General features: G+C 71.2%; 8 protein-coding genes. All 8 read left to right on the top strand.

What is annotated here, in order from left to right:
* Window positions 1-211: 211 nt before the first annotated feature.
* The 8 genes from ACFQ4H_RS23710 (at window position 212) to ACFQ4H_RS23675 (ending at window position 22,150) form a co-directional block, all read left to right on the top strand.
* Window positions 212-6,310, top strand: a complete 6,099-nt coding sequence (locus tag ACFQ4H_RS23710) for an amino acid adenylation domain-containing protein (RefSeq protein WP_377574156.1) — start codon at window positions 212-214, stop codon at window positions 6,308-6,310.
* A complete protein-coding gene (locus ACFQ4H_RS23705) occupies window positions 6,307-9,609 on the top strand; it encodes an amino acid adenylation domain-containing protein (RefSeq protein ID WP_377574152.1) in 3,303 nt (1,100 codons plus the stop codon). Before ACFQ4H_RS23710 ends, ACFQ4H_RS23705 begins: the two co-directional genes overlap by 4 nt.
* Window positions 9,609-10,982, top strand: a complete 1,374-nt coding sequence (locus ACFQ4H_RS23700) for an FAD-dependent oxidoreductase (RefSeq protein ID WP_377574264.1) — start codon at window positions 9,609-9,611, stop codon at window positions 10,980-10,982. Before ACFQ4H_RS23705 ends, ACFQ4H_RS23700 begins: the two co-directional genes overlap by 1 nt.
* A gap of 5 nt (window positions 10,983-10,987) precedes the next feature.
* Entirely contained in the window at window positions 10,988-11,713 is a 726-nt protein-coding gene (locus ACFQ4H_RS23695; RefSeq protein WP_377574149.1) for a DUF6875 domain-containing protein, read from the top strand.
* The gene (locus ACFQ4H_RS23690; protein ID WP_377574146.1) at window positions 11,710-15,033 is read left to right on the top strand and encodes an amino acid adenylation domain-containing protein; all 3,324 of its coding nucleotides are present in this window, start codon (window positions 11,710-11,712) and stop codon (window positions 15,031-15,033) included. The genes ACFQ4H_RS23695 and ACFQ4H_RS23690 overlap by 4 nt, the downstream gene beginning before the upstream one ends.
* Before the next feature lie 72 nt (window positions 15,034-15,105).
* Window positions 15,106-19,623 (top strand): non-ribosomal peptide synthetase, encoded by a 4,518-nt coding sequence (locus ACFQ4H_RS23685; protein ID WP_377574262.1) that lies wholly within the window; start codon window positions 15,106-15,108, stop codon window positions 19,621-19,623.
* Window positions 19,616-21,049, top strand: coding sequence for an MFS transporter (locus ACFQ4H_RS23680; RefSeq protein WP_377574143.1), 1,434 nt, complete (start codon window positions 19,616-19,618; stop codon window positions 21,047-21,049). The genes ACFQ4H_RS23685 and ACFQ4H_RS23680 overlap by 8 nt, the downstream gene beginning before the upstream one ends.
* 48 nt (window positions 21,050-21,097) lie before the next feature.
* Window positions 21,098-22,150: a methyltransferase gene (locus ACFQ4H_RS23675; RefSeq protein ID WP_377574140.1), complete on the top strand. Its 1,053-nt coding sequence runs from the start codon at window positions 21,098-21,100 to the stop codon at window positions 22,148-22,150.
* The last annotated feature ends 186 nt before the right edge of the window (window positions 22,151-22,336 follow it).

Raw genomic sequence — 22,336 nt, 5'->3', positions numbered from 1 at the left:
GTCCGCTCCTGTCGAAGAGCCAGCGACGACTGTTGACACGTGCCGAATGGCTCTCGTATTTTTTTGGGCACCCCCGTGCCCCCTTTTTCAAAATCCGTTCGCCGCACACCTGAGCGTCCGTTCGTCGCGCACCTGAGCGTCGTACGCCCAACACGCAAGGTGTATTTGCGGCGGCTTTCGTGCTGCACGTCGCCGAGGAGGAAAACTAACCGTGTGGTTGACGAGCAGTGGTGTTTCCTCGATTGACGCCGACCAAGCCGTCGTCGAGCCAGAGCAACCGGTCATCGACACCTACGATGCGCTGGCCGTACAGCAAGGCCTCCTTTTCCATAACCGCTACGAACCCGGGTCCGGCGTCGATATCCTGCAGGTCGTTATCGACTGGCCGGAGCCGCTGGACGTCGATGCCCTGTCGGCTGCCTGGCAGAACGCCGGCCGCCGGCACCCGGTGCTGCGTACCGCGTTCACCTGGCAGCACGGCGACACGACCCAGCGGGTCCTGCCTGAGGTGACCATCCCGGTGCACCGGCACGACTGGTCGGACGACGATGCAGACCAGCTGGCCGAGCGGCTGGACGGGTTCGTGACCGCCGACCGCGCACGCGAGTTCGATCCGTCGTCGGCACCCATGGTGCGGGTCAACGTCATCGAGCACGCGCCCGACCGGCACACCCTCGTGGTCACCCTCCACCATGCGGTGGTCGACGGGCGGGCCATGCACCTGCTGCTCAACGAGGTCTTCGACGACTACCGTGCGATCCGGCTGGGTGTCCCGTACACCCCACCCGAGCGACGCTCGTTCCGGGACTTCGTGGTCTGGTCGGGTCAGCGACCGCTGGCCGACGACCGGCGGTTCTGGCAGCGCCGGCTGACCGGACTCACCCTGCCCACCCCGCTCCCGCTGCGTCCCGCCACCGACCTGGCACCCCGTCGGCCGGACTCGGTCCGGGAGATCGACTTCACCCTCGGCCCGACCGAGAACGCCGCGCTGACCGCTGCCGCCCAGGCTGCCGGCGTACCGGTCAGCACACTGGTGAACGCCGCCTGGTCGGTCCTGCTGCACCGCTACAGCGGAGAACGTGACGTCGTGTTCGGCGCCACCCACAGCTGCCGCCAGGCAACCATCGAACGGGCTGACACGATCGTCGGCATCGTGATCAACACGGTGCCCATGCGGATCACCGTCGACCCTGGACGGACCGTACGGGACTGGCTGGTGGACGTACGGGCGCAGAGCCTGGCGGTGCGCGACCACCAACTCGCGCCGCTGCCCGCCATCGGGCAGTGGACCGACCCACCATCCACCGGTCCGCTCTTCGAGAGCCTGCTGGTGTACGAGCACCGCGACCTGCAGGCCGCACTCGCCGCCACGGTCGACGACTGGGCCGACCGCGCCACCCGGGTACTCCGACACCCCGGCGCACCGGTGACCCTCTGCGTGTACGGCGAACCGACCCTGCACGTGCTGCTCTACCACGACCGGCGTCGACTTCCCGACGAGGCCGCTGATCGTCTGCTGCGCCACCTGATCACCTGCCTGACCGGGATGGCGGCCGGGCTGGACGCACCGGTCTCCGCCCTGCCGCTGCTGGACGCCGGCGAGATCGGACAGCTCACCGGTGAATGGGCCGGGCAGCACCACTCTCCCTATCCGTCCGACGCCACCATCCCCGAACTCTTCGCCGCCCAGGTCCGACGACGCCCGGACGCCGTGGCGGTCACCGGGCCCGACGGGACACTGACCTACGCGCAACTCGACGCCCGCTCCAACCAACTCGCCCACCTGCTCGTCGGACGTGGGGTCCGACCGGACAGCCCGGTCGCGGTCGCCCTGCCCCGGTCGACCCGGCTGGTGACCGCCCTGCTGGCCGTACTCAAGGCGGGCGCGGCCTACCTACCGCTCGATCCGGCCGCGCCACCGGCCCGGATCCGGGAACTGCTGGCGGCCAGCGGCGACCCGCTGGCCATCACCGACGACGGAGCCGGAGCCGAGCTGCCGCACGGGCACCCGACCGTGCAGCTCGACCGGATCGAGCTGGGTGGGCTGCCGGACACCGCGCCGGAGCTGACCGTACGGCCGGGGAACCTGGCCTACCTCAGTCACACCTCCGGATCGACCGGCGCCCCGAAGGGGGTCGCCGTACCGCACCGGGCCGTGGTCCGCCTGATCCACGAGCCCGGCTACCTGCGCCTCGGTCCCGACGAGACGGTCCTGCACCTCGCGCCGGTCGCATTCGACGCCTCCACGCTGGAACTCTGGGGCAGCCTGCTCAACGGTGCCCGGCTGGTCGTGGCCCCACCCGGCCCGCTCGGCCCGGCCGAGATCGCCAAGCTGCTCCGGGCCGAGCAGGTGAGCGTGCTCTGGCTGACCGCCGGTCTGTTCCATCAGATCGTCGAGCAGGATCCCGACTGCCTGGCCGGAGTCTCCCAACTGCTGGCCGGCGGCGACGTACTCGACCCCGGCGCGGTGCGAACGGCGCTACGGGTCCGCCCGGGCCAGCCGGTGATCAACGGGTACGGGCCGACGGAGAACACCACCTTCACCTGCTGCCACCGGATGACCGATCCGGACGGGGTCACCGACCCGGTGCCGATCGGACGGCCGGTTCCGCGCAGCACGGTGTACCTCCTCGACGCACAACTGCGCCCGGTGCCGGTGGGTGTCCCCGGTGAGCTGTACACCGGCGGTGACGGCCTCGCCCGGGGCTATCTCAACCAGCCGGGACTGACCGCGGACCGGTTCCTGCCCGACCCGTTCGCCCCCACCCCGGGCAGCCGGATGTACCGCACCGGTGACCGGGCCCGCTGGCGGGACGACGGAACCCTGGAGTTCCTCGGCCGGATCGACCGACAGGTCAAGATCCGGGGATTCCGGGTCGAGCCGGCCGAGGTCGAGGCGCTGCTGCGTACCCACCCGCAGGTCGGTGAGGTGGCCGTCGTCGTCGACGGTGACGGTGAGCACAGGCGGCTGCTGGCCTACGTGACCCCGGCCGCCCCGGCCGGTGACACAGCCACCGCGGCAGGTGAAACAGCCGCCGCGGCAGGTGAAACAGCCGCCCCGACAGGTGACCCGGCCACCCCGGCAGCGAATCCGGCACTCGATCAGGCCGCGCTCGAGGCCCATGCGGCCGACCACCTGCCGCCGTATCTGCGCCCGGCCGCGTACGTCGTGCTGCCGGAGCTTCCACTGAACCGCAACGGCAAGGTCGACCGGGCGGCGCTGCCGACACCGGCACCGCCGACACCGGTCACCTCGGCGGTCGCGCCACTGGACGGCCCCACCCAGCATCAACTGGCGGCGATGTGGAGTGGGCTGCTCAACGTCACCGTGAACAGCGCGGACGCCGACTTCTTCGCCCTCGGCGGCAACTCCCTGCTGGCCACCCGCCTGGCCTTCCTGGCCGCCGAGCGGTTCGGGATCGAACTGCCCATCCGGACCATGTACGACGTGCACCAACTGGCCGGGCTGGCCGCCGAGATCGACCGCCGCCGGCAGACGGCGACGGTCCCCGCCACCCGGATCACCGCCCGCGACCGCTCCGCCTACCGGCAGAACGGCCCGGCCGGTGCCGCCGGCCAGGCTGCCCCGGGGCCGAGCACCGACACCGAGCCGACCCACCTCGTCCGGCCCCTACCCGGGCCCTGGGCGATGTGGCGCTGGATCGGCCTGCGGGGCGCCGGGTTCCCGGTCGAACCACTGACCCAACTGGGTGACGCCGACCATCTGGTGGCCACGGACGCCGTACTGGTTAGCGAGGACCGGTTGGTCGCGGCCCGCCGGGAGCTGCTCGACCGGCTGTACGAGGCGCGCCGGGCCGGACCTGCGGAGCAACGGTCCCGGTGGAACCGGGCCGACCGTCAGGTACGGCAGGGCGGGCTGCCCGACGCGTTCCCGGAGCCCGTCGACGCGGCCCTGGGCAAGGCGCTGGCCAAGGCCCGTGACGAACTCGCCGCCGCGCTCGACCAGCTCCGCGCCGACCGGGCCACCTTCGCCGGCTCCCAGGAGCGGGCCACCATCCGACGGTCGACCGCCCTGCGGGCCGCCGCCGCCAACCCGCTGTTCCGGGAGGCCGTCACCTGGCAGAACCGGCACGCCCTGCGGACCGGTGTCGACGCGCTGCTGGCCCACGATCCGGCGAACACCGCCGGACGGGGCTCGAAACATCGCCAACACGAGGCGCTGGTCGCAAGCTACCTACAGCGCTACTGCGCCAAGAACGACACGATCGGCTTCTTCGGTCCGGTCGGCTGGGCCACGGTCGGCGAGCAGGACGTTCCACTGTCGATCCGACACGGAGCCACGCCGCTGGCCACCCGTACCGTCTATTTCGAGAGCTGGGCGATGGTCGGGCTGGCCGAGGCGCTGGCCCGGCAGGACCCACGGCTACGTCCCTGGCTGGTCCCCCGCCGGCTGCCCTTCCTCTCCGTCATCGACGACCAACTGTTGCTCCCGCTGTCGCCGCCCACCACGCTGCCCCGGGCCGTGGCCAGGCTGCTGACCGCCTGCGACGGCACCCGGCCGGCCGGCGAGATCGCAGCCGAGCTGGTGGCCGACCCGACGGTCGAGGTGACGTCCGCCGAAGAGGTCTACCGGATGCTGGCGGAGCTGCGGGACGCCCGGCGGGTCAGCTGGTCGCTGGAGATCCCCAAGGAGGACCTCTTCCCCGAACGGGCGCTGCGCGACCGGCTCGCCACCATCACCGATCCCGCCGTCAGTGGCCCAGCCCTGGCCGCCCTCGACAAGCTGGAGCAGGCCCGGGACGCGGTCGCCGCGGCAGCCGGCGACGCCGATCGGCTCGGTGCTGCACTGGCGAACCTGGAACAGACCTTCACCGAGCTGACCGGCGAGGCCCCGACCCGGCGGGCCGGTCAGGTCTACGCCGGTCGGACCCTGGTCTACGAGGACTGCCGCTCCAGCACCGAGGTCAGTCTCTCCCGCGAGTTGACCGCCACGCTCTGGCCAGCCCTGAACCTGCTGCTGGACAGCGCCCGCTGGTTCACCTTCGCCGGGGCTGCCCTGTTCCGTCGGGCCTGCGTCGAACGCTACAAGGAACTGGTCGAACGGACCGGCCAGACCTCGGTGCCGTTCACCGACTTCTGGCTCTGGGCCAACGACCTGCTCTTCGACCTACCCGAGAAGATGATCGCCCCGGTGGTACGCGGGCTGCGGGACCGCTGGGCCAGCATCCTGCCGGAGCTGGCCGGTCAACGGCGGGTCCAGGTGGACTCGGCGTCCATCGCCAGCCGGGCGGCCACCGCGTTCGCCGCCCCACGCCCGGGCTGGATGGGTGCCTACCAGCACAGTCCGGACGTCATGCTCGTCGCCGACGGCGCTGGAGCGGTCGCCCGGGGCGACTTCCAGTGGGTGATCGGTGAGGTCCACCCGGGCGTCAACACGCTGCGCTCGGCCCTGTTCGTGGCCCAGCATCCGACGCCGGAGAAACTGGTGGCGGCGATGGCGTCGGACCTGCCCGGACCCCGGGTGGCGCTGGCGGCGACCGGCGAGGAGGGCGGTGCCCCGACCCGGATCACCGACAAGTTGATCACCGAGCGGGACCTGCGGCTGATGTTCGGCCACGACAGCTACGGACTCGACCCACGCACCGCCGCCGCGGTGGCCGACTGCGTACTGGAACCGAGGGACGGAACGCTCGTGGTCCGTACCCGCGACGGCCGGTACACGATGACCCTGGCCGAGATGATCGGCGAGACGCTCATGCTGCAACTGCTACAGCGTTTCGACATCCTGCCCCCGGGCGACCACCAGCCCCGGATCACCGTGGACCGGGTCACCATCGCCCGGGAGAGCTGGCGGTTCAGGCCGACCGAGTTGGACTTCGCCCGTACCGCCGACGAGGGGGAACGGTTCCAGCAGGTACGCCGGTGGCAGACCTCGTTGGGCCTGCCCCGGTACGTCTTCGTCAAGACACCGGTGGAGAAGAAGCCGTTCTTCCTCGACTTCGCGAGTCTCGCCGCCGTCGACTGGTTCGCCCGTGCGGTACGGCGAACCGTGGACAGCGGGGACGAAGCGGCGACGCTACGGCTCACCGAGATGCTGCCCTCCCCCGAGCAGCTCTGGCTGACCGACGCCAACGGTGGGCGGCGTACCGCCGAGTTCCGCCTCGTCGCCGTGGACACCAAGACCCCCGTGGACACCAAGACCCCCGTGGACACCAGGAACCCCGGGTCCACAGACACCCCGACCGCCGCAACCCCCCGAACCCCGGTCGACACCCCGACCGCCGCAACCCCCCGAAGCGCCGTGGACACCCCGACCACCACGGACACCCGAAGCAAGGAGCCGTCGTGAGCGGTGACACCTGGGTCCTGCCCACATCCTCGACGCAGCGTCGACTGTGGCTGCTCGACCAACTGACGCCGGGCTCGGCTGAGTACAACATCGGCTGGTCGGTCCGGCTGACCGGCCCGTTGCAGCTCGACGCGCTCGAATCCGCGCTGAGCTGGTTGATCGAACGACATGAGGCGCTGCGTACCACCTTCACGGCCGTCGACGGTGAGCCCAGGCAGGAGGTGCGGGCCCCCTGGCCGGTACGGCTACCGGTCACCGACCTGACCGACGTGGCCGTACCATCCGGGCAGCAACGGCTGGCAGAGCTGGTCGAGGAAGCCGGCCGCACACCGTTCGACCTGACCAGCGGGCCACTCGTCCGGCTGCGGCTGATCCGCCAGGCACCCGAGCAACATCTGCTGATCATCGTGGCGCACCACATCGTCACCGACGGCTGGTCGTTCGGGACGATCTTCAGCGAGCTGGCGCATGCCTACCAGGCCACGGTCGCCGGCACCGGGCCGACGCTCCCCCCACCCCCCATCCAGTACGCGGACTTCGCGGTCTGGCAGGACGAACAGGCCGACAGCGGGGCGTTCACCGAGGACCTGGAGTTCTGGCGTACGGAGCTGACCGGTGCCCCGACCCTGCTCGACCTGCCCGCCGACCGGCCCCGGCCAGCGGAGCAGACACCGGCCGGCGGGCTGACCACCTTCGACCTGCCCGACGAGCTGACGGCCCGGGTCGGGGCCCTGGCCCGGACCGCCGACACCACCATGTTCGCGGTGTTGCTCGGGGCGTTCCAGACGCTGCTGCACCGGCTCAGCGGACAGGACGATCTGTTGGTCGGCGTGCCGGTGTCGGGGCGTACCCGGCCGGAGACCCAGCAGGTGATCGGCTTCTTCGCCAACACGTTGGCCCTGCGTGCCCGGTTCGACGACGGCACCACGTACGCCGACGTGCTGCGGGCGGCACGGGCCTCGGCGTTGGCCGCCCAGTCCCGCCAGGACGTACCGTTCGAGCGGGTGGTGGACCTGTTGGCCCCGGCCCGGAGCCTGGCCTACTCCCCCGTGGTGCAGGTGCTGTTCGCGTTGGAGGAACCGCCGGCCCCGGTCACGGCGGCGGGACTGCGAATCGCGCCGGAGCTGCACGAGAACGGCACGGTCAAGTTCGACCTGACCCTCACCGTCGAACAGCGGCCGGACGGTCTACGCGGCCGGTTGACCTACCGTACCGACCTGTTCGACGCCGACCGGATCCGCCGGCTGGCCGACCAGTACCTTGCCCTGCTCGACGGTGCGACGACGGCACCGGACACCCCGGTGGCCGAACTGCCGCTGCTCACCGACGCACAACGGCGGGAGATCGTCGACCGGTGGCGGACGGATGCACCGGCCCTGCCGCCGTACGACTCCGTGTCGGCGCTACTGGCACACCGCTGGCCGGCCGAACCGGACGCGGTGGCCGTAGCGACCTCCGGCGGTGAGACGTCGACCTACCGCCAGCTCGACGCCGCCAGCAACCGGCTGGCCCAACTGCTGCGGACCCATGGCGTACGCCCCGACGTACCGGTCGGGCTGTGCCTGTCCCGGGGCACCGGCATGGTCACCGCCATCCTGGCGGTCTGGAAGGCCGGCGGCGGTTACCTGCCGCTGGACCCGGAGCTACCGAGCGCCCGGCTGGCCGCCATGACCGCTGAGGTCGCCCCACCGGTGCTGATCACCGACCGGGCCAGCAGCGGCCGTACCGGCGACTGCTGGCCGGCCGGCACCCGGGTCGTCAACCTCGACGACGCCGCCGACGCCGCCACCCTGACCGGTCTGCCGGAGACCGCCCCGGACCACGACGGGCACCCTTCCAGCCTGGCCTACCTGCTCTACACCTCGGGCTCCACCGGCACCCCGAAGGCGGTGGCTGTCACCCACGGTTCGGTGGTCAACCTCCTCGTCTCCGCCGACCGGCTGCTCTGTCTCACCTCCGCCGACCGGTTCGCCGCGATCACCACACCCGCGTTCGACATCTCCGTGGTCGAACTGGTCCTGCCCGTGCTGGCCGGCGCGCGGGTGGAGCTGATCGACGCGCAGACCGCGATGGACGCCGCCGCACTGCGTACCGAACTGGCCACCCGGCAGATCACCGCGGCCCAGGCCACCCCGGCCAGCTGGCGGATGCTGGTGGCCGCCGGTGGTGTTCCGGCCGGGGTCCGGACCCGGATCAGCGGCGGTGAGGCGCTGCCCCGGGACCTCGCCGACGCGCTGCGCTCCGACGACGCCCAGGTCATCAACGGCTACGGCCCGTCGGAAACCACCATCTACTCGACCATCGGTGCGGTAGCCGCACAGGGCCCGGTCGACCTCGGCGCCGCAGTGGACAACACCGGGATCTACCTGCTCGATCCGGCCGGCAACCCGGTCGGTACGGGGGCGGTCGGCGAGATCCACATCGGTGGGCTGGGCGTCGCCCGGGGCTACCACGGCCGCCCCGGACCGACCGCGGACCGGTTCCGGCCCGACCCGTACTCGGGGCAGCCGGGGGCCCGGCTCTACGCCACCGGCGACCTCGCCCGCTGTCTGCCCAACGGCCGGCTTGAATACCTCGGCCGGGCCGACCACCAGATCAAGCTACGCGGATACCGGATCGAACCGGGCGAGATCGAGACCGCGCTACGGGAGCAGCCGGGGGTCCGCGAGGCGGTGGTGACCACCTGGCGGGCGAGCGCCGACGACGTCCGACTGGTCGGTTACGTCGTACCGACGGAATCGGGTACGCAGGCGGCGCAACTGTGGCCACCGCTGCGTACGGCACTGGCCCGTCGGCTGCCCGAATACATGTTGCCGGCCACCGTGGTGGTGCTCGACGAACTGCCCCGGACCGGCTCCGGCAAGATCGACCGCAGGGCGCTGCCCGAACCGGACTGGCGTGACCCGGGCACCGGGTACGCCGCCGCCCGCAACCCGGTCGAGGAACGACTGACCGCGCTCTGGAGCGAGGTGCTCGGGCACACCGGGATCGGGGTGCACGACAACTTCTTCGCACTGGGTGGACACTCGCTCACCGCCACCCGGCTGATCGCACGGATCCGCACCGCATTCGGCGTCGACCTGCCGCTGCGCATGCTCTTCGCCGCACCGACCATCGCCGAACTGGGTGAGCTGGTCGGTGCCCCGACAACCGGGCAGCTCCGGCCCGACGAGCCGACCCTCGACCGGGTCGCCTCCGGCCGGCCGGCCCCGGAAGACCTGCTCGCCTCGCTCGACGACCTTTCCGACCAGGAAATCGACGAGCTGCTCAACACCCTGATCGCCGAGGAGGGCGCATGATGGACGGGCACAGCCCGACCAACCGCCGGGACCGAGCCGTAATCATCGGCGCCGGCCTGGCCGGTTCACTCGCCGCCGTATACCTGGCCCGACGCGGCTACGCGGTGGACGTGTACGAGCGGCGTGAGGATCCCCGACTGGCCCCGGCCGGGATCGCCGGCCGCAGTATCAATCTCGGCCTGTCCGCGCGGGGCATGCGTGCCCTGCACGACGTGGGCCTGCTCAACGACGTACTCAAGCGCAGCGTGCCGATGCAGGGCCGGGTCGTACACAGTCCGGACGGCAGCGTCGGTTTCCAGCCGTACGGTGTGCGCGACCACCAGATCCTGCACTCGGTCCTGCGCGACGAGCTGATTGCCGTACTGGTCGACGCGGCCGACGCCCAACCGGAGGTCCGGTTCCACTTCGGCTGGCGGATGCACCGCCTCGACCGCGACCGTCCCGCGGTGACCGTGGTGTCCGAGCAGGACGGTGAATCCCTGGACGTGACGGCCGACCTGGTCGTCGGTGCCGACGGGGCGTTCTCCACCGTGCGCCAACAGATGCAGCACGGCCTACGGGCCAACCACTCCCAGGAGTTCCTGGACTGGGGCTACAAGGAGCTGACGATCCCGGTCGGCCCGGACGGCCAGCCCCGGGTACGCCTGGAGGCGCTGCACGTCTGGCCGGGCGAACACGGCCTGATGGTCGCCCACCCCAACCTGGACGGCTCACTGACCTGCACGCTCTTCATGCCCTACGAGGGGGAGTCGAGCCTCGCCACCCTCACCTCGGCAGAGGCGATCCGAGCCTTCTTCCGGCACAACTTCCCCGACGCGGAGGAGTTGATGCCCCACCTGGTCGAGGAGATCCTGTCGCACCCCACCGGCCATCTGGTGACCGTACGGACCTCGCCGTGGCACCACGCCGACCGGGTGGTGCTGATCGGCGACGCCTGTCACGCCGTGTACCCGTTCTACGGGCAGGGCATGAACTCCTCCTTTGAGGACTGCCTGGTGCTCGACCGGTGCCTGGACGAGCACCGGGACCGGGGTGCGGCCCTGGCCGCGTTCCAGGCGGCCCGCAAACCCCACACCGACGTGCTGGCCGACCTCTCCACCGAGAACTTCATCGAGCTGCGCGACCGGGTGCACCGGCCGGGCTACGTGGTCCGGGCCGCAGCCGACCGGCTGCTCAACCGGTTGCTGCCGGAGCACTGGACCCCGCTCTACACCATGGTGGCCCACACCACGACCCCGTACGCCGAGGCGTTGGCGCGTTCACATCGCCAGGACCGGATAGTGCGCTGGGCGGCGGCCGGTGGGCTGGCTGCCGGTGCCGCGCTGGTCTACCTGTCGGCTCGTACGGCGCTGCGCGCCGCCCGGGGACGGTGATCGACATGCTCACCCATCCGGAGAACCCGGCTCATGTGCTGGTGGAAGAAGCCGACCTGGCCGCCGACCCGGTGGACCCGTCGCTGACCGACGTCGCCGACCGCCTACGCGAGGTGTTCCGCTGGGCACGGGAGTACCTCTGCCGCCCCCACCACGAACTGGGACGCAAGGGTCCGGTGTGTCCGTACGCCCAGGCCTCGCTGGACCGACGGACGTTCCTGTTGGCGGTGCACCGTGGCGAGGTGATCGACCCGGAGACGCTGGACGCCCTGCTGCTGACCTACCGTGACTGGTTCCGTGAACTGCCCCCGGTCAGCGGACCGGCGGCCCAGTTCAAGACCGTCCTGCTCACCCTGCCGGACCTCACCCCGGACACGGCCAACGCGATCGTGGACGCCGCCCAGGCCCGCCTGAAACCGCAGTACGTCGCCGAGGGACTCATGCTCGGTGAGTTCCACGACGGCCCGCCCGACAAGGGTGGGCTGTGGAACGAGGACTTCCGCCCGCTGCGCAGCCCGGTGCCGCTGCTGGCGGTACGCCACATGGTCTCCTCGGACTTCCCGTTCCTCGCCGACGAGGCCGCATCGGTCGCCACCTACCTGCGGTTGTTCGGCGGGAACGTTCCGGCTGCCCTGCGTGGCCGGGTCGAAGCCGCCGCCCGCGAGTTCGGCCTCGACGACGCCGTCCCCGTACCGGCCGTACCACGTGTCGCCCGACAGGAAACGTCATGACCGGCCCCGACCCGACCCAGGCCACGCCCGACCGGCGGGCGATGCTGGCCCGGCTGCTCACCAGACGTGCGAAGGCACCGCGGACCTACCCGCTCTCCTTCGGACAGGTCCGGCTGTGGTTCCTGGACCAGTTCCAGCCGGGTGACCCGATCTACAACATCCCGATGGCCTTCCGGGTTCGTGGTGTGCTGGAACTGGAGGTGCTGCGGGCCGCCCTGGGGATGATCGTCAGCCGGCACGGGGCGCTGCGGACCACGTTCGTCGACTCCGGTGGCGAGCCGGTCCAGCTGGTCCGCCCGGTCGAGGACTTCAAGCTGGAGGTCGTCGACCTGAGCGCGACGCCAGCCGACCGTCGCGAGGACGAGGCTGTCCGGCTGGTGTGGGAAGCGGCCCGGGAGCCGTTCGACCTGAGCGCCGGCCCGCTGTTCCGCGCAACGGTGGTCCGGGTCGCCGACGACGACCACTACCTGTCGATGTGCCTGCACCACATCATCTCCGACGCATGGTCGCTGGGCGTCCTGTTCCGGGAGCTGACCGTGGCGTACGGTGCCCTGGCGGAGGGCCGGACACCGGAGCTGCCGGCGCTCCCGGCCCAGTACGGCGACTTCGCCGTGTGGCAACGGGAGCGGCTGGGCGGTGACACCCTGCGCCGGCAGCTGGACTACTGGCTCGACCATCTGCGGGGCGCTCCCGCCCTGCTCACCCTGCCCACCGACCGTCCCCGGCCGGCCACCCAGTCCTACCAGGGTGCGGTGCACTACTTCGACCTGCCCGCTCCGCTGGCCCGTCGGGTCCACCAGTTCAACCAGGACACCGGGGTCACGATGTTCATGACCCTGTTGGCTGGCTTCACCGCGCTGCTGTCGCGCTACAGCGGGCAGGACGACGTGGTGGTGGGCAGCCCGGTGGCCGGTCGGAACCACGCCGACCTGGAACCGCTGATCGGCTTCTTCGTCAACACCCTGGCCCTTCGGGTCTCCCTGGACGGGCTGCCGACCTTCCGGGACCTGGTCGACCGGGCCCGGGAGGCGACCCTGGGCGGCCTGGCCAACGGTGAGGTGCCGTTCGAGAAGTTGGTGGAGGAGCTGCAACCGGAACGCAGCCTGGGCCACGCCCCGATCTTCCAGGCCCAGCTCATCCTGCAGAACGCCCCCACCGGCGACCTGAACCTGCCCGGCGCCGCACTCACCTCGTTGGCGGTGGACAGCGGTACGGCCAAGTTCGACCTGACCCTGGTCGGTGAGCTGACCTCGGCCGGCGGCGTGCGGTTGGCGGTGGAGTACGACACCGCCCTGTTCGAAGCGGAGACCGTCGCACGGTTCGGTCGTCACCTGACCGCCCTGTTGGACGCCGCGGTCACCGACCCGGACCGTCGGGTGGCCGAGATCCCCCTGCTGAGCGGGGTGGAGCGCTGGCGCTCGGTGGTGGACTGGAACGACACCGGCCGGGATCTGCCACCGGTGGCCTCGGTGCTCGAACTACTACCGGCGGGGTCCGACCCGACGGCCGGCAGCGGGCCGGCGGCCGTCACCGGCCCCGACGGTACGGCCGACCTGGCCACGCTGACCGCGCGGAGCAGCCAACTGGCGCACCTGCTGCGCTCCCGGGGCGTCCGACCGGACACCCCGGTCGCCCTCTGTCTGGATCGCGGCGTCGGTCTGGTCGTCGGTGTGCTCGGCACCTGGCGGGCCGGAGCCGGCTACCTGCCGCTGGACCCGGCCCTGCCCGAGGAGCGGCTGCGCTACATGTTGGCCGACTCCGGCACCCGGGTGCTGGTCACCCAGCGCTCGGTCCGGGACCGGCTGGGTGGCCTGCTCGACGCCGTACCCGTGGTGGTCTGCCTGGACGACGACGGTGCCGAGTTGGCCGCCGCTCCGGTCGAGCCACCCGCCGTGTCGATCCACCCGGAGTCGCTGGCCTACCTGATCTACACCTCGGGTTCGACCGGACGGCCCAAGGGGGTGGTGGTGCCACACCGCTGCCTGGTCAACCTGGTCGCCTCGTTCCACGACGATCTCGGGTTGGCCTCCGACGACCGGTTCGCGGCGGTCACCACGCTCTCCTTCGACATCTCCGTACTCGAGCTGCTGGTGCCGCTGGTCAGCGGTACCCCGCTGACGATCGTGGCGACCGACGAGGTCGGTGACGGTGCCCTGCTACGGCAACGGCTGATCGACGACGGCATCACCGCGATGCAGGCCACCCCGGCCACCTGGCGGCTGCTGCTGGCCTCCGGCGGGGTGCCGGCGGGTCTACGGGTACGGATGTGCGGCGGCGAGGCACTCGCCCGGGACCTGGCCGACGCCCTGATCAGCGACGGCTCGACCCTGTGGAACTGCTACGGCCCGACCGAGACGACCGTGTGGTCGGCGGCCACGCCGGTGCTCCCCGCACCGGCCCCGATCGACCTGGGCGAACCCATCGCCAACACCGAGCTGTACGTGCTGGACCGGGCCGGTCAGCCGGTACCGGTGGGTGTGGTGGGTGAGGTGCACATCGGTGGGCTCGGCGTCGTCCGGGGCTACCACGGTCGCCCCGGCCTGACCGCGTCCCGGTTCCTGCCGGACCCGTTCACCGGACGGCCGGGGGCCCGGCTGTATGCCACCGGTGACCTGGCCCGGCAGCGGGCCGACGGACGGCTGGAGTTCCTCGGCCGGACCGACCACCAGGTCAAGGTACGCGGCTTCCGCATCGAGCTGGGCGAGATCGAGGAACTGCTCCGCGGACACGAACTGGTCGCCGACGCGGTGGTCAGCACGTGGACGGCCGGATCGGACGACGTCCGGCTGGTCGCGTACGTGGTGCCGGTGTCGGACGACGGGACCACCGGTGACCTGTGGGGTCTGCTACGTCCCTGGCTGGCCACCCGACTGCCGGGCTACATGGTGCCGGCGACCCTGGTCACGCTCGCCGCGCTGCCGGTCAACGCCAACGGCAAGACCGACCGGGGGGCGCTGCCGGCACCGGACTGGCGGGACGGCATCGGCACGGAACGGATCGCACCACGCAACGCGGTGGAACACGTCCTGGCCGACATCTGGCAGGAGGTACTGGGCGTCGACTCGGTCGGTGCGTACGACGACTTCTTCCATCTGGGTGGTCACTCGCTGCTGGCCACCCAGGCGTTGAGCCGCATCGGTACGACGTTCGAGATGAGCCTGCCGATCCGGGTGCTGTTCGAGGCACCGACCGTCGCCGCCATGGCGGAGGCACTGACCGCCCGCGAGCCCGCCCCGGGACATGTGGCGGGCGTCGCCGAACTGCGACAGGACCTGGCGGGCATGTCGACTGAGCAGCTACGTGCCCTGTTGGGCGAGTAGCCGTACCCGAGAACGAAAGGGAACACATTCGTGACGGGCTCGATCGAGGTGGGCGCTGCCGACCGCGAGCGGATGATCCGGGAACTGCTACGACGTCGCGGGGTGCCATCGGCGCAACAGCCGACCGGCATTCCCCGGCGGGTGCCGGGCAGCCGGATACCACTGTCCCCGCTACAGGAGGGAATGTGGTTCCTCGACCGGCTGGATCCGGGCAGCTCAGCCTATGTGATGGCCAACCACGCCTGGCTGTACGGCACACTCGACCCGGTCGCGCTGCAATCGTCGATCAACGCGGTGGTGGCCCGGCACGAGGCGCTGCGCACCACGTTCGTGGCCGACGACGGCCGGCCGGAACAGTCGGTGCTGGCCGTGGACGATCCACTGGCCCGGGTCGAGGTCTCCCTCGTCGACCTGGCCGGGCAGGCCACCGCAGGTGTCGACCCTGAGGCTTCGGCGCTGGCGCTGGCCAGGACGATGGGAGAGACCGGTTTCGACCTGGAGCGGGCACCACTGCTCCGGGTTTCGCTGGCCCGGCTCGGAGCCGACAAACATCTGTTGTCGCTGGCCGTACACCACATCATCGCCGACGAGCGGTCGGTGAGCATCGTCCTGAACGAGATCCTCACCGGATACCAGCACATCGTCGGCGGTGGTCCGGCGGTGGCTCCACCGCCGGTGCAGTATCCCGACTACGTGGTGTGGCAGCGGACGGCGTTCGACGACGGGGCGGCCGACCGGCAACGCGGGTTCTGGGCCGGGCAACTCGCCGGTGCGTCGGGCGTGCTCGACCTGCCCACCGACCGGCCCCGACCGCCGGTACAGACGTTCGCCGGCTCGACCGCCCAGTTCTCGATCGGCGACGAGCTGACCACCGCCCTCGACGAACTCGCCCAGCGGACCCGGTGTACCCGGTTCATGATCGTCCTGGCCGCCTTCCAGGTGGTGCTCAGCCGCTGGACCGGCCAGGACGACATCTGCGTCGGATCACCGGTCTCGACCCGGTCCCGGCCCGAACTCCAGTCGGTCGTCGGGCTGATGGTGAACAGCCTCCCGCTGCGTACCGATCTGTCCGGTGATCCCACGCTGGCCGAGGTGCTGGACCGGGTCAAGGGCGTCTGCCTCGACTCGCTCGAGCACGCCGACCTGCCCCTGGACCAGATGGTGCAGCAGGCCGACCTGGTCCGCGACCCGAGCCGCAACCCGCTGTTCCAGACGATGTGTGTCGTCAACCCGGCCGGGGGCACCCGGGAGTGGTCGAGCGGGCTGACGACCCGCCCGGTCGGTATCGCCCGGGAAACCTCCCGGCTGGATCTCACCCTGGTCGTCTTCGAGTCCGCCCCGGCCCTGACCGCCGTGGTGGACTACAACACCGACCTGTTCGACCGGTCCACCATCGGTCGCTTCTTCGACCGGTTCACCCTGGTCCTCCAGGCGCTCACCACCGCCCCCGGGCAGCGCCTGTCCGAGCTGGACCTGCTGGGTACGGCCGGACGGCGGGAGCTGGCCGACTGGAACGCCACCGCACGGGACTACCCGGTCGTCGACACGTTACACGAGCTGGTCCGGGCCCGGGCTATCGCCGACCCCGACGCGCCCGCCGTCATCGATGGCGAGGAGGTGCTGTCGTACGGCGAACTGGACCGGCGGGCCGAGGCGCTGGCGCGTCGGCTGCTGGCTGCCGGGGTGGGCCCGGACGTTCCCGTCGGCCTGGCCGTACCGGCCGGTCCGGCCGCGATCGTCGGCATCCTCGGGGTGCTCAGGGCCGGCGGGGCATACCTGCCGTTGGACCCGACCCACCCACCGGCCCGACTACTGTCCCTGCTGCACGATGCCGCGGCCCCGGTCACCCTCGTCGCGGCTGCGGAGGCGGACCGGTTCGCCGACTACCCGGGCACCCTGCTGGTGGTCGACCGGACGACCCCGCCCGAGTCGGCCGACGAGCATCCGGGACGGGCAGCGGCAGGTCACCCGGACCAGTTGGCGTACGTCATCTACACCTCCGGGTCGACCGGCACCCCGAAGGGGGTGATGGTCAGTCACCGGACCGCCGTCAACCTCGCGCTGGCCTTCGCCGACCTGCACGGCATCGGCCCCGGGGACCGGTTGCTGATGCTGCCCCCGCTCAGCTTCGACGCCTCCGTCGGTGACATCTTCCCGGCGCTGGCCAGCGGCGCGGCGCTGGTGGTGCACCGACGTCCGGCCGAGTTGACCGGGCCGGGTCTGCTGGCGCTCTGCGCCGAGCGACAGATCACCCTGGTGGACGCGCCGGCCGCGTTGTGGATCCGCTGGGTGGCCGACCTGGTCGACGCGCCACCCCCGCCGGAAAGTCCGCTACGGGTCATGATGATCGGCGGGGAGGCCGCCCCGACCTCGGCCGTACGGGACTGGGCCCGGATCACCGGGGGTCGGGTACGGGTGTTCAACCACTACGGCCCCACCGAGGCGACGGTCTGTGCCACGACCTTCGCCACGCTCGACGCCACGGAACTACCCGGCGTGACCCACCTGCCCATCGGGCGGCCCGTACCCAACGTGCGGGTCCACCTGCTCGACGGGAAGCTGCGTCCGGTTCCGGTGGGGGTCGGCGGTGAGGTCTACATCGGCGGCACCGCGCCGGCCCGGGGCTATCTGAACTCCCCCGGCCTGACCGCGCAACGGTTCGTGCCCGACCCGTTCGGTCCGCCCGGAGCACGGCTCTACCGCACCGGCGACCTGGCCCGGCACCGCCCCGACGGAACCCTGGAGTTCCTCGGCCGTACCGACCGGCAGGTGAAGATCCGTGGACACCGGATCGAGGTGGGCGAGGTCGAGGCCGCCTGCGCCGCGCAGCCGGGGGTGGCCCAGGCCGCGGTGGTCGTACGCGACGACGGGCACGGCCCCCGCCTGGTCGCCTATCTCGTACCGGCTGGCGCTGAGCCGCCCAGCGTGGCGGTGATCCGGTCCGGGCTGCGTCAGCGGCTGCCCGACTATCTGGTGCCCAGCGGGTTCGCTGTCCTGCCCGAGTTGCCGCTCAACTCGCACGGCAAGCTCGACCAGGCGGCCCTGCCCCCACCCGAGGACGGTCGAGGCGACCATCAGCCGCCGAGCACCGACACCGAACGCGCACTCGCCGCCATCTGGGCGAAGTTGCTCAGCTCCGGCCGACCCGGGGCCGACGGGTCCGACGACCGCCGGGTCGAGTCGATCGGGGTCCGGGACAGTTTCTTCGACCTCGGCGGCCACTCCCTGCTGGCCGGGCCGCTGGCTGCCCGGATCACCGCCACGCTCGGCGTCGGTGTGCCGCTGCGGGACCTGCTCGAAGCGGCGGACCTGGCCGGCATGGCCGCCCTGATCGACGCGGCAGCCTCCGGGCCGGCCCGTACCGGAGCCGGCCGCACGGCACCGTCGACGATCCGCGCCGACGCCGAACTGCCCGACGATGTCTGCGCCGACCTGCCGGCACAGCCCCCCGCCCGGGCACCGGAGGCGGTGCTGATCACCGGGGCCACCGGCTTCCTCGGTGCCCATCTGCTGGCTGACTGGCTCGACAACAGCACGGCCGAGCTGCACTGCCTGGTCCGCGCCGGCACCCCCGACGCCGCCGCCGTCCGGGTCCGGGAGAACCTGATCCGGTACGGACTGTGGCGTGACGGGTACGCCGACCGGCTGGTCGGAATACCGGGCGACCTCGGCGAGCCGTTGCTGGGCCTGAGCCGCCGCGACTTCGACGCCCTGGCCGACACGGTCGACACCGTGCTGCACAACGGCGGGCTGGTCAACTTCCTCTACTCGTACGAGCGGCTGCGTCCGGCCAACGTCTCCGGCACGCTCGAGGTGCTCCGGCTGGCCGGATCCGGTCGGCCCAGCGCCCTGCACCTGGTGTCCACCCTCGGCGTCTTCCTCACGCCCGACCGCCGCAACGGGGTGGTACGCGAGAGCGACCGTCCCGACGACTGCACCGGCCTCGGTGACGGCTACAACGCCACCAAGTGGGCCTCGGACGCCCTGGTCCGCGCGGCCCGGGAACGCGGTCTGCCGGTCAGCATCTACCGGCCGGCCCGGATCACCGGGCACGCCGGCACCGGGGTGGGCAACGCCGACGACTACTTCAGCCGGCTACTCAAGACGTTCGTCCAACTCGGCGCGGCCCCCGACATCCGGGATGACCCCGCCGACCTGGCACCGGTCGACTACGTCGCCGCCGGGATCGGGCACCTGTCCCGGGAACCCGACCGGTGGGGGCAGGACTTCCACTTCTACAACAACGCGACCATCTCCTTCCCCGACCTGGCCGGGGCGCTGACCGACTACGGCTACCCGGTGACGCTGCTGCCGTACGACCGTTGGCGGGCCGCCCTGCTGGACCGGCCCGACGTGGCGCTGGCACCGTTCACCCCGCTGTTCGGCGCAGGCGTGCCGGAGCGTACCCAGCCGTACTTCGACTGTTCGGCGACCGAAGCGGCGCTGTCGTCGGCGGGCATCATCTGCCCGCCGGCGGACACGGCGCTGGTCCACTCCTACCTGGCGTGGTACGTACGCGCCGGTTTCCTCGAACCTCCGGTCCGGACCGTGGCCGGCACCATCGACGCTACGGGGAGAACTGATGACTGACCGGGTCAACATACGCCTGCTGTTCACCGTCTGGCTCGGCCAACTGGTCTCCCTGATCGGTTCCAGCCTGACCGGCTTTGTGCTCGGGGTCTGGGTCTACCAGAAGACCGGGTCGGTCACCCAGTTCTCGTTGATCTTCCTGGCCAACACGCTGCCGGCTGTGTTGATCGCACCGCTGGCCGGGGTGTTCGCGGACCGCTGGGACCGCCGACGGCTGATGCTGCTCAGCGACCTCGGCGCGGCGATCGGCACCGCCGCGCTCGCCCTGCTGGTGGCCGGCGACAACCTCGCCGTCTGGCACATCTACCTGGCCACCGCTTTGAGCGCATCGTGCTCGACCGTGCACCAGGTCAGCTACCAGTCGATGACCCCGGCGCTGGTGGGCAAACAGCACCTGGCCCGGTTCAACGGACTGATGCAGGTCTCCCGGGCGGTACAGATCGCCGCTCCCCTGCTGGCCGGAACGCTGGTGGTCACCATCGGCGTCGGCGGGGTGATGGTGGTCGACCTGGCCACCTTCACCGTCGCGTCACTGACGCTACTGCTGGTACGCCTACCCGCCGAGGTGACCCGGCCGGCCGGTGCCCGGCAACGTCAGCCGGTGCTCCGGCAGGCCACCGCCGGATGGCACTACCTGCGTCGACAGCGTGGTCTGTTCAACCTGATGGTGCTCTTCGGCGCGTACAACTTCCTGTTCGGCATCGCCGGTGTCCTGGTACAGCCGTTGATCCTGTCGTTCTCCTCGGCGGACACGCTGGGTGTGCTGATGTTCGCCGGAGGTGCCGGGCTGTTCGCCGGCAGCATGGTAATGGGTGCCTGGGGCGGTCCGGCCCGGAAGGTGCACGCGATCTTCCTTGGCCTGGCGCTCGGCGGCGTCGCACTGGTGCTCCACTCACTGGCACCGTCGCCGTGGCTGATCGGTGTGGTCGCACCGCTGTTCCTTTTCACCCTGCCGGTCGTCAACAGTTCGGCGATGACCCTGGTCCAGACGAAGACCGACCCGACGGTGCTGGGACGGGTACTGGCCGCGGCCCGGGTGATCGGTGATTCGAGCATTCCGCTGGCCTACCTGCTGGCTGGCCCGCTGGCCGACGGCGTCTTCGAGCCCCTGATGCAACCGGACGGGGCGTTGGCTGGCAGTGTCGGCCGGGTCATCGGCACCGGGGACGGGCGGGGTACCGCCCTGGTCTTCGCCCTGACCGGCACCCTGATGGTGCTGATCGTGGCGTTCGGCTGGACGCGTCGGCCGCTGCGTCAGGTCGACCTGTTGCCGGACGCCCTACCGGCGGCACCGGCCACCCCCTCTCCCGGGTCCGCATCCGAGTCCCCGGACGACAGGACCGCCGACACGGGGGGCGACTCCTCGGGGGACAAGGGCGTCGACTCCCAGGGGGACAAACCTGCCGCCGAGCCGGTACACGGCTGATCGTTCCAACCGCTGCTTCCCGTCGTACCGATAGAAGAGGAGACGCCCATGCCGGTGCCGTTGCCGCCCGAAGAGGCGCGACAGTTCATCGACACCGACCAGGCTCCCGCCGCACACCTGGACATGCTGAACGCGTTGTCCTTCCGTACCGCTGTCGCGGGGCTCCGGCTCGGCGTCTTCGAGGCGCTGGCCACCGGTCCGCTGTCGGTGTCGGCGCTGGCGGAACGGACCGGCACCGATCCGACCGGCCTGCGGCTGTTGGCCGACGCCCTGGTCGGCTTCAACTACCTGACCAGGACCGGTGCCGAGTACGCCAACAGCGCCAACACCGCACGTTGGCTGCTGCGCGATGCGCCGGGCAGTTTCGTGCCGGTCCTGTCCTTCTGGGGCACCGTCGTCACCGAACTCTGGGGGGACCTGGAGACATCGGTACGGCAGGGCGGTCCGACCGTCGACTTCTATGCCTGGCTGGAGAAGCGGCCCGACACCCTCGCCGACTTCCAGACGATGCTGCGTCGTCTCTCCGGCTGGCTGGCCGAGGAGATCGTGTCCCTGGTGCCGGCACCGGGCTCGGAGGGAAGGCTGCTCGACCTCGGCGGTGGGCACGGCGGCTACACGATCGCCTTCTGCAACGCGTATCCGCAACTGCGTGGCACCGTCGTCGACCTGCCCGGTGCCCTGGCCCAGGGCGAGGCCGCCGTCACCGAGGCGGGCCTCGACGACCGGATCGAGCTACGACCGGGAGACCTACTCACCGCAGATCTCGAAACCGGGTACGACCTGGTACTGCTGTTCAACATCGTGCACGGGTACGACGAGCGGCAGTTGGCCGGCCTGCTGGATCGCGTGGCCGGTGCGTTGCGTCCCGGTGGCCGGGTCGCCCTGCTCGAGCCACTGGCGGAGGTGCCGCAGCGGCCACCGGGCGTGGCCGACTCGTTCGTCCGCGCGTTCAGCCTCAACCTGTTCCACACCCAGGGCGGCCGGGCCTACCGGTTCGAAGATCTGGCGAAACTCCTGGCCGCCGCCGGGTTCACCGACCCGGAGCAGCACCTGCTGACCCGCTCCGACGCGGACCACCTGGTGCTGGCCACCCGGGTGTGAGAGGTCGACTGCCACCGTCATCCCGGTGATGGCCTGTCGGCGTACCGTTCGGAAGACAGCAAACGGCCGGTGGCCGGGGCCCTGACTTGAGGGTCCCGGCCACCGGCCGTTCACGTCACTTCGTATGTCAGCTGTTGGCCGGTCGGGCCGGGTCAGCTGTTGTTCCAGTGCTCGGCCACCAGATCA

It is taken from the genome of Micromonospora sonneratiae (genome assembly GCF_042679305.1).
In the GTDB taxonomy this organism is placed as follows: Bacteria; Actinomycetota; Actinomycetes; order Mycobacteriales; family Micromonosporaceae; genus Micromonospora_H; species Micromonospora_H sonneratiae.
Note: the sequence above shows the minus strand (reverse complement) of the source record. Positions and strands in the feature narration are given on the sequence as shown.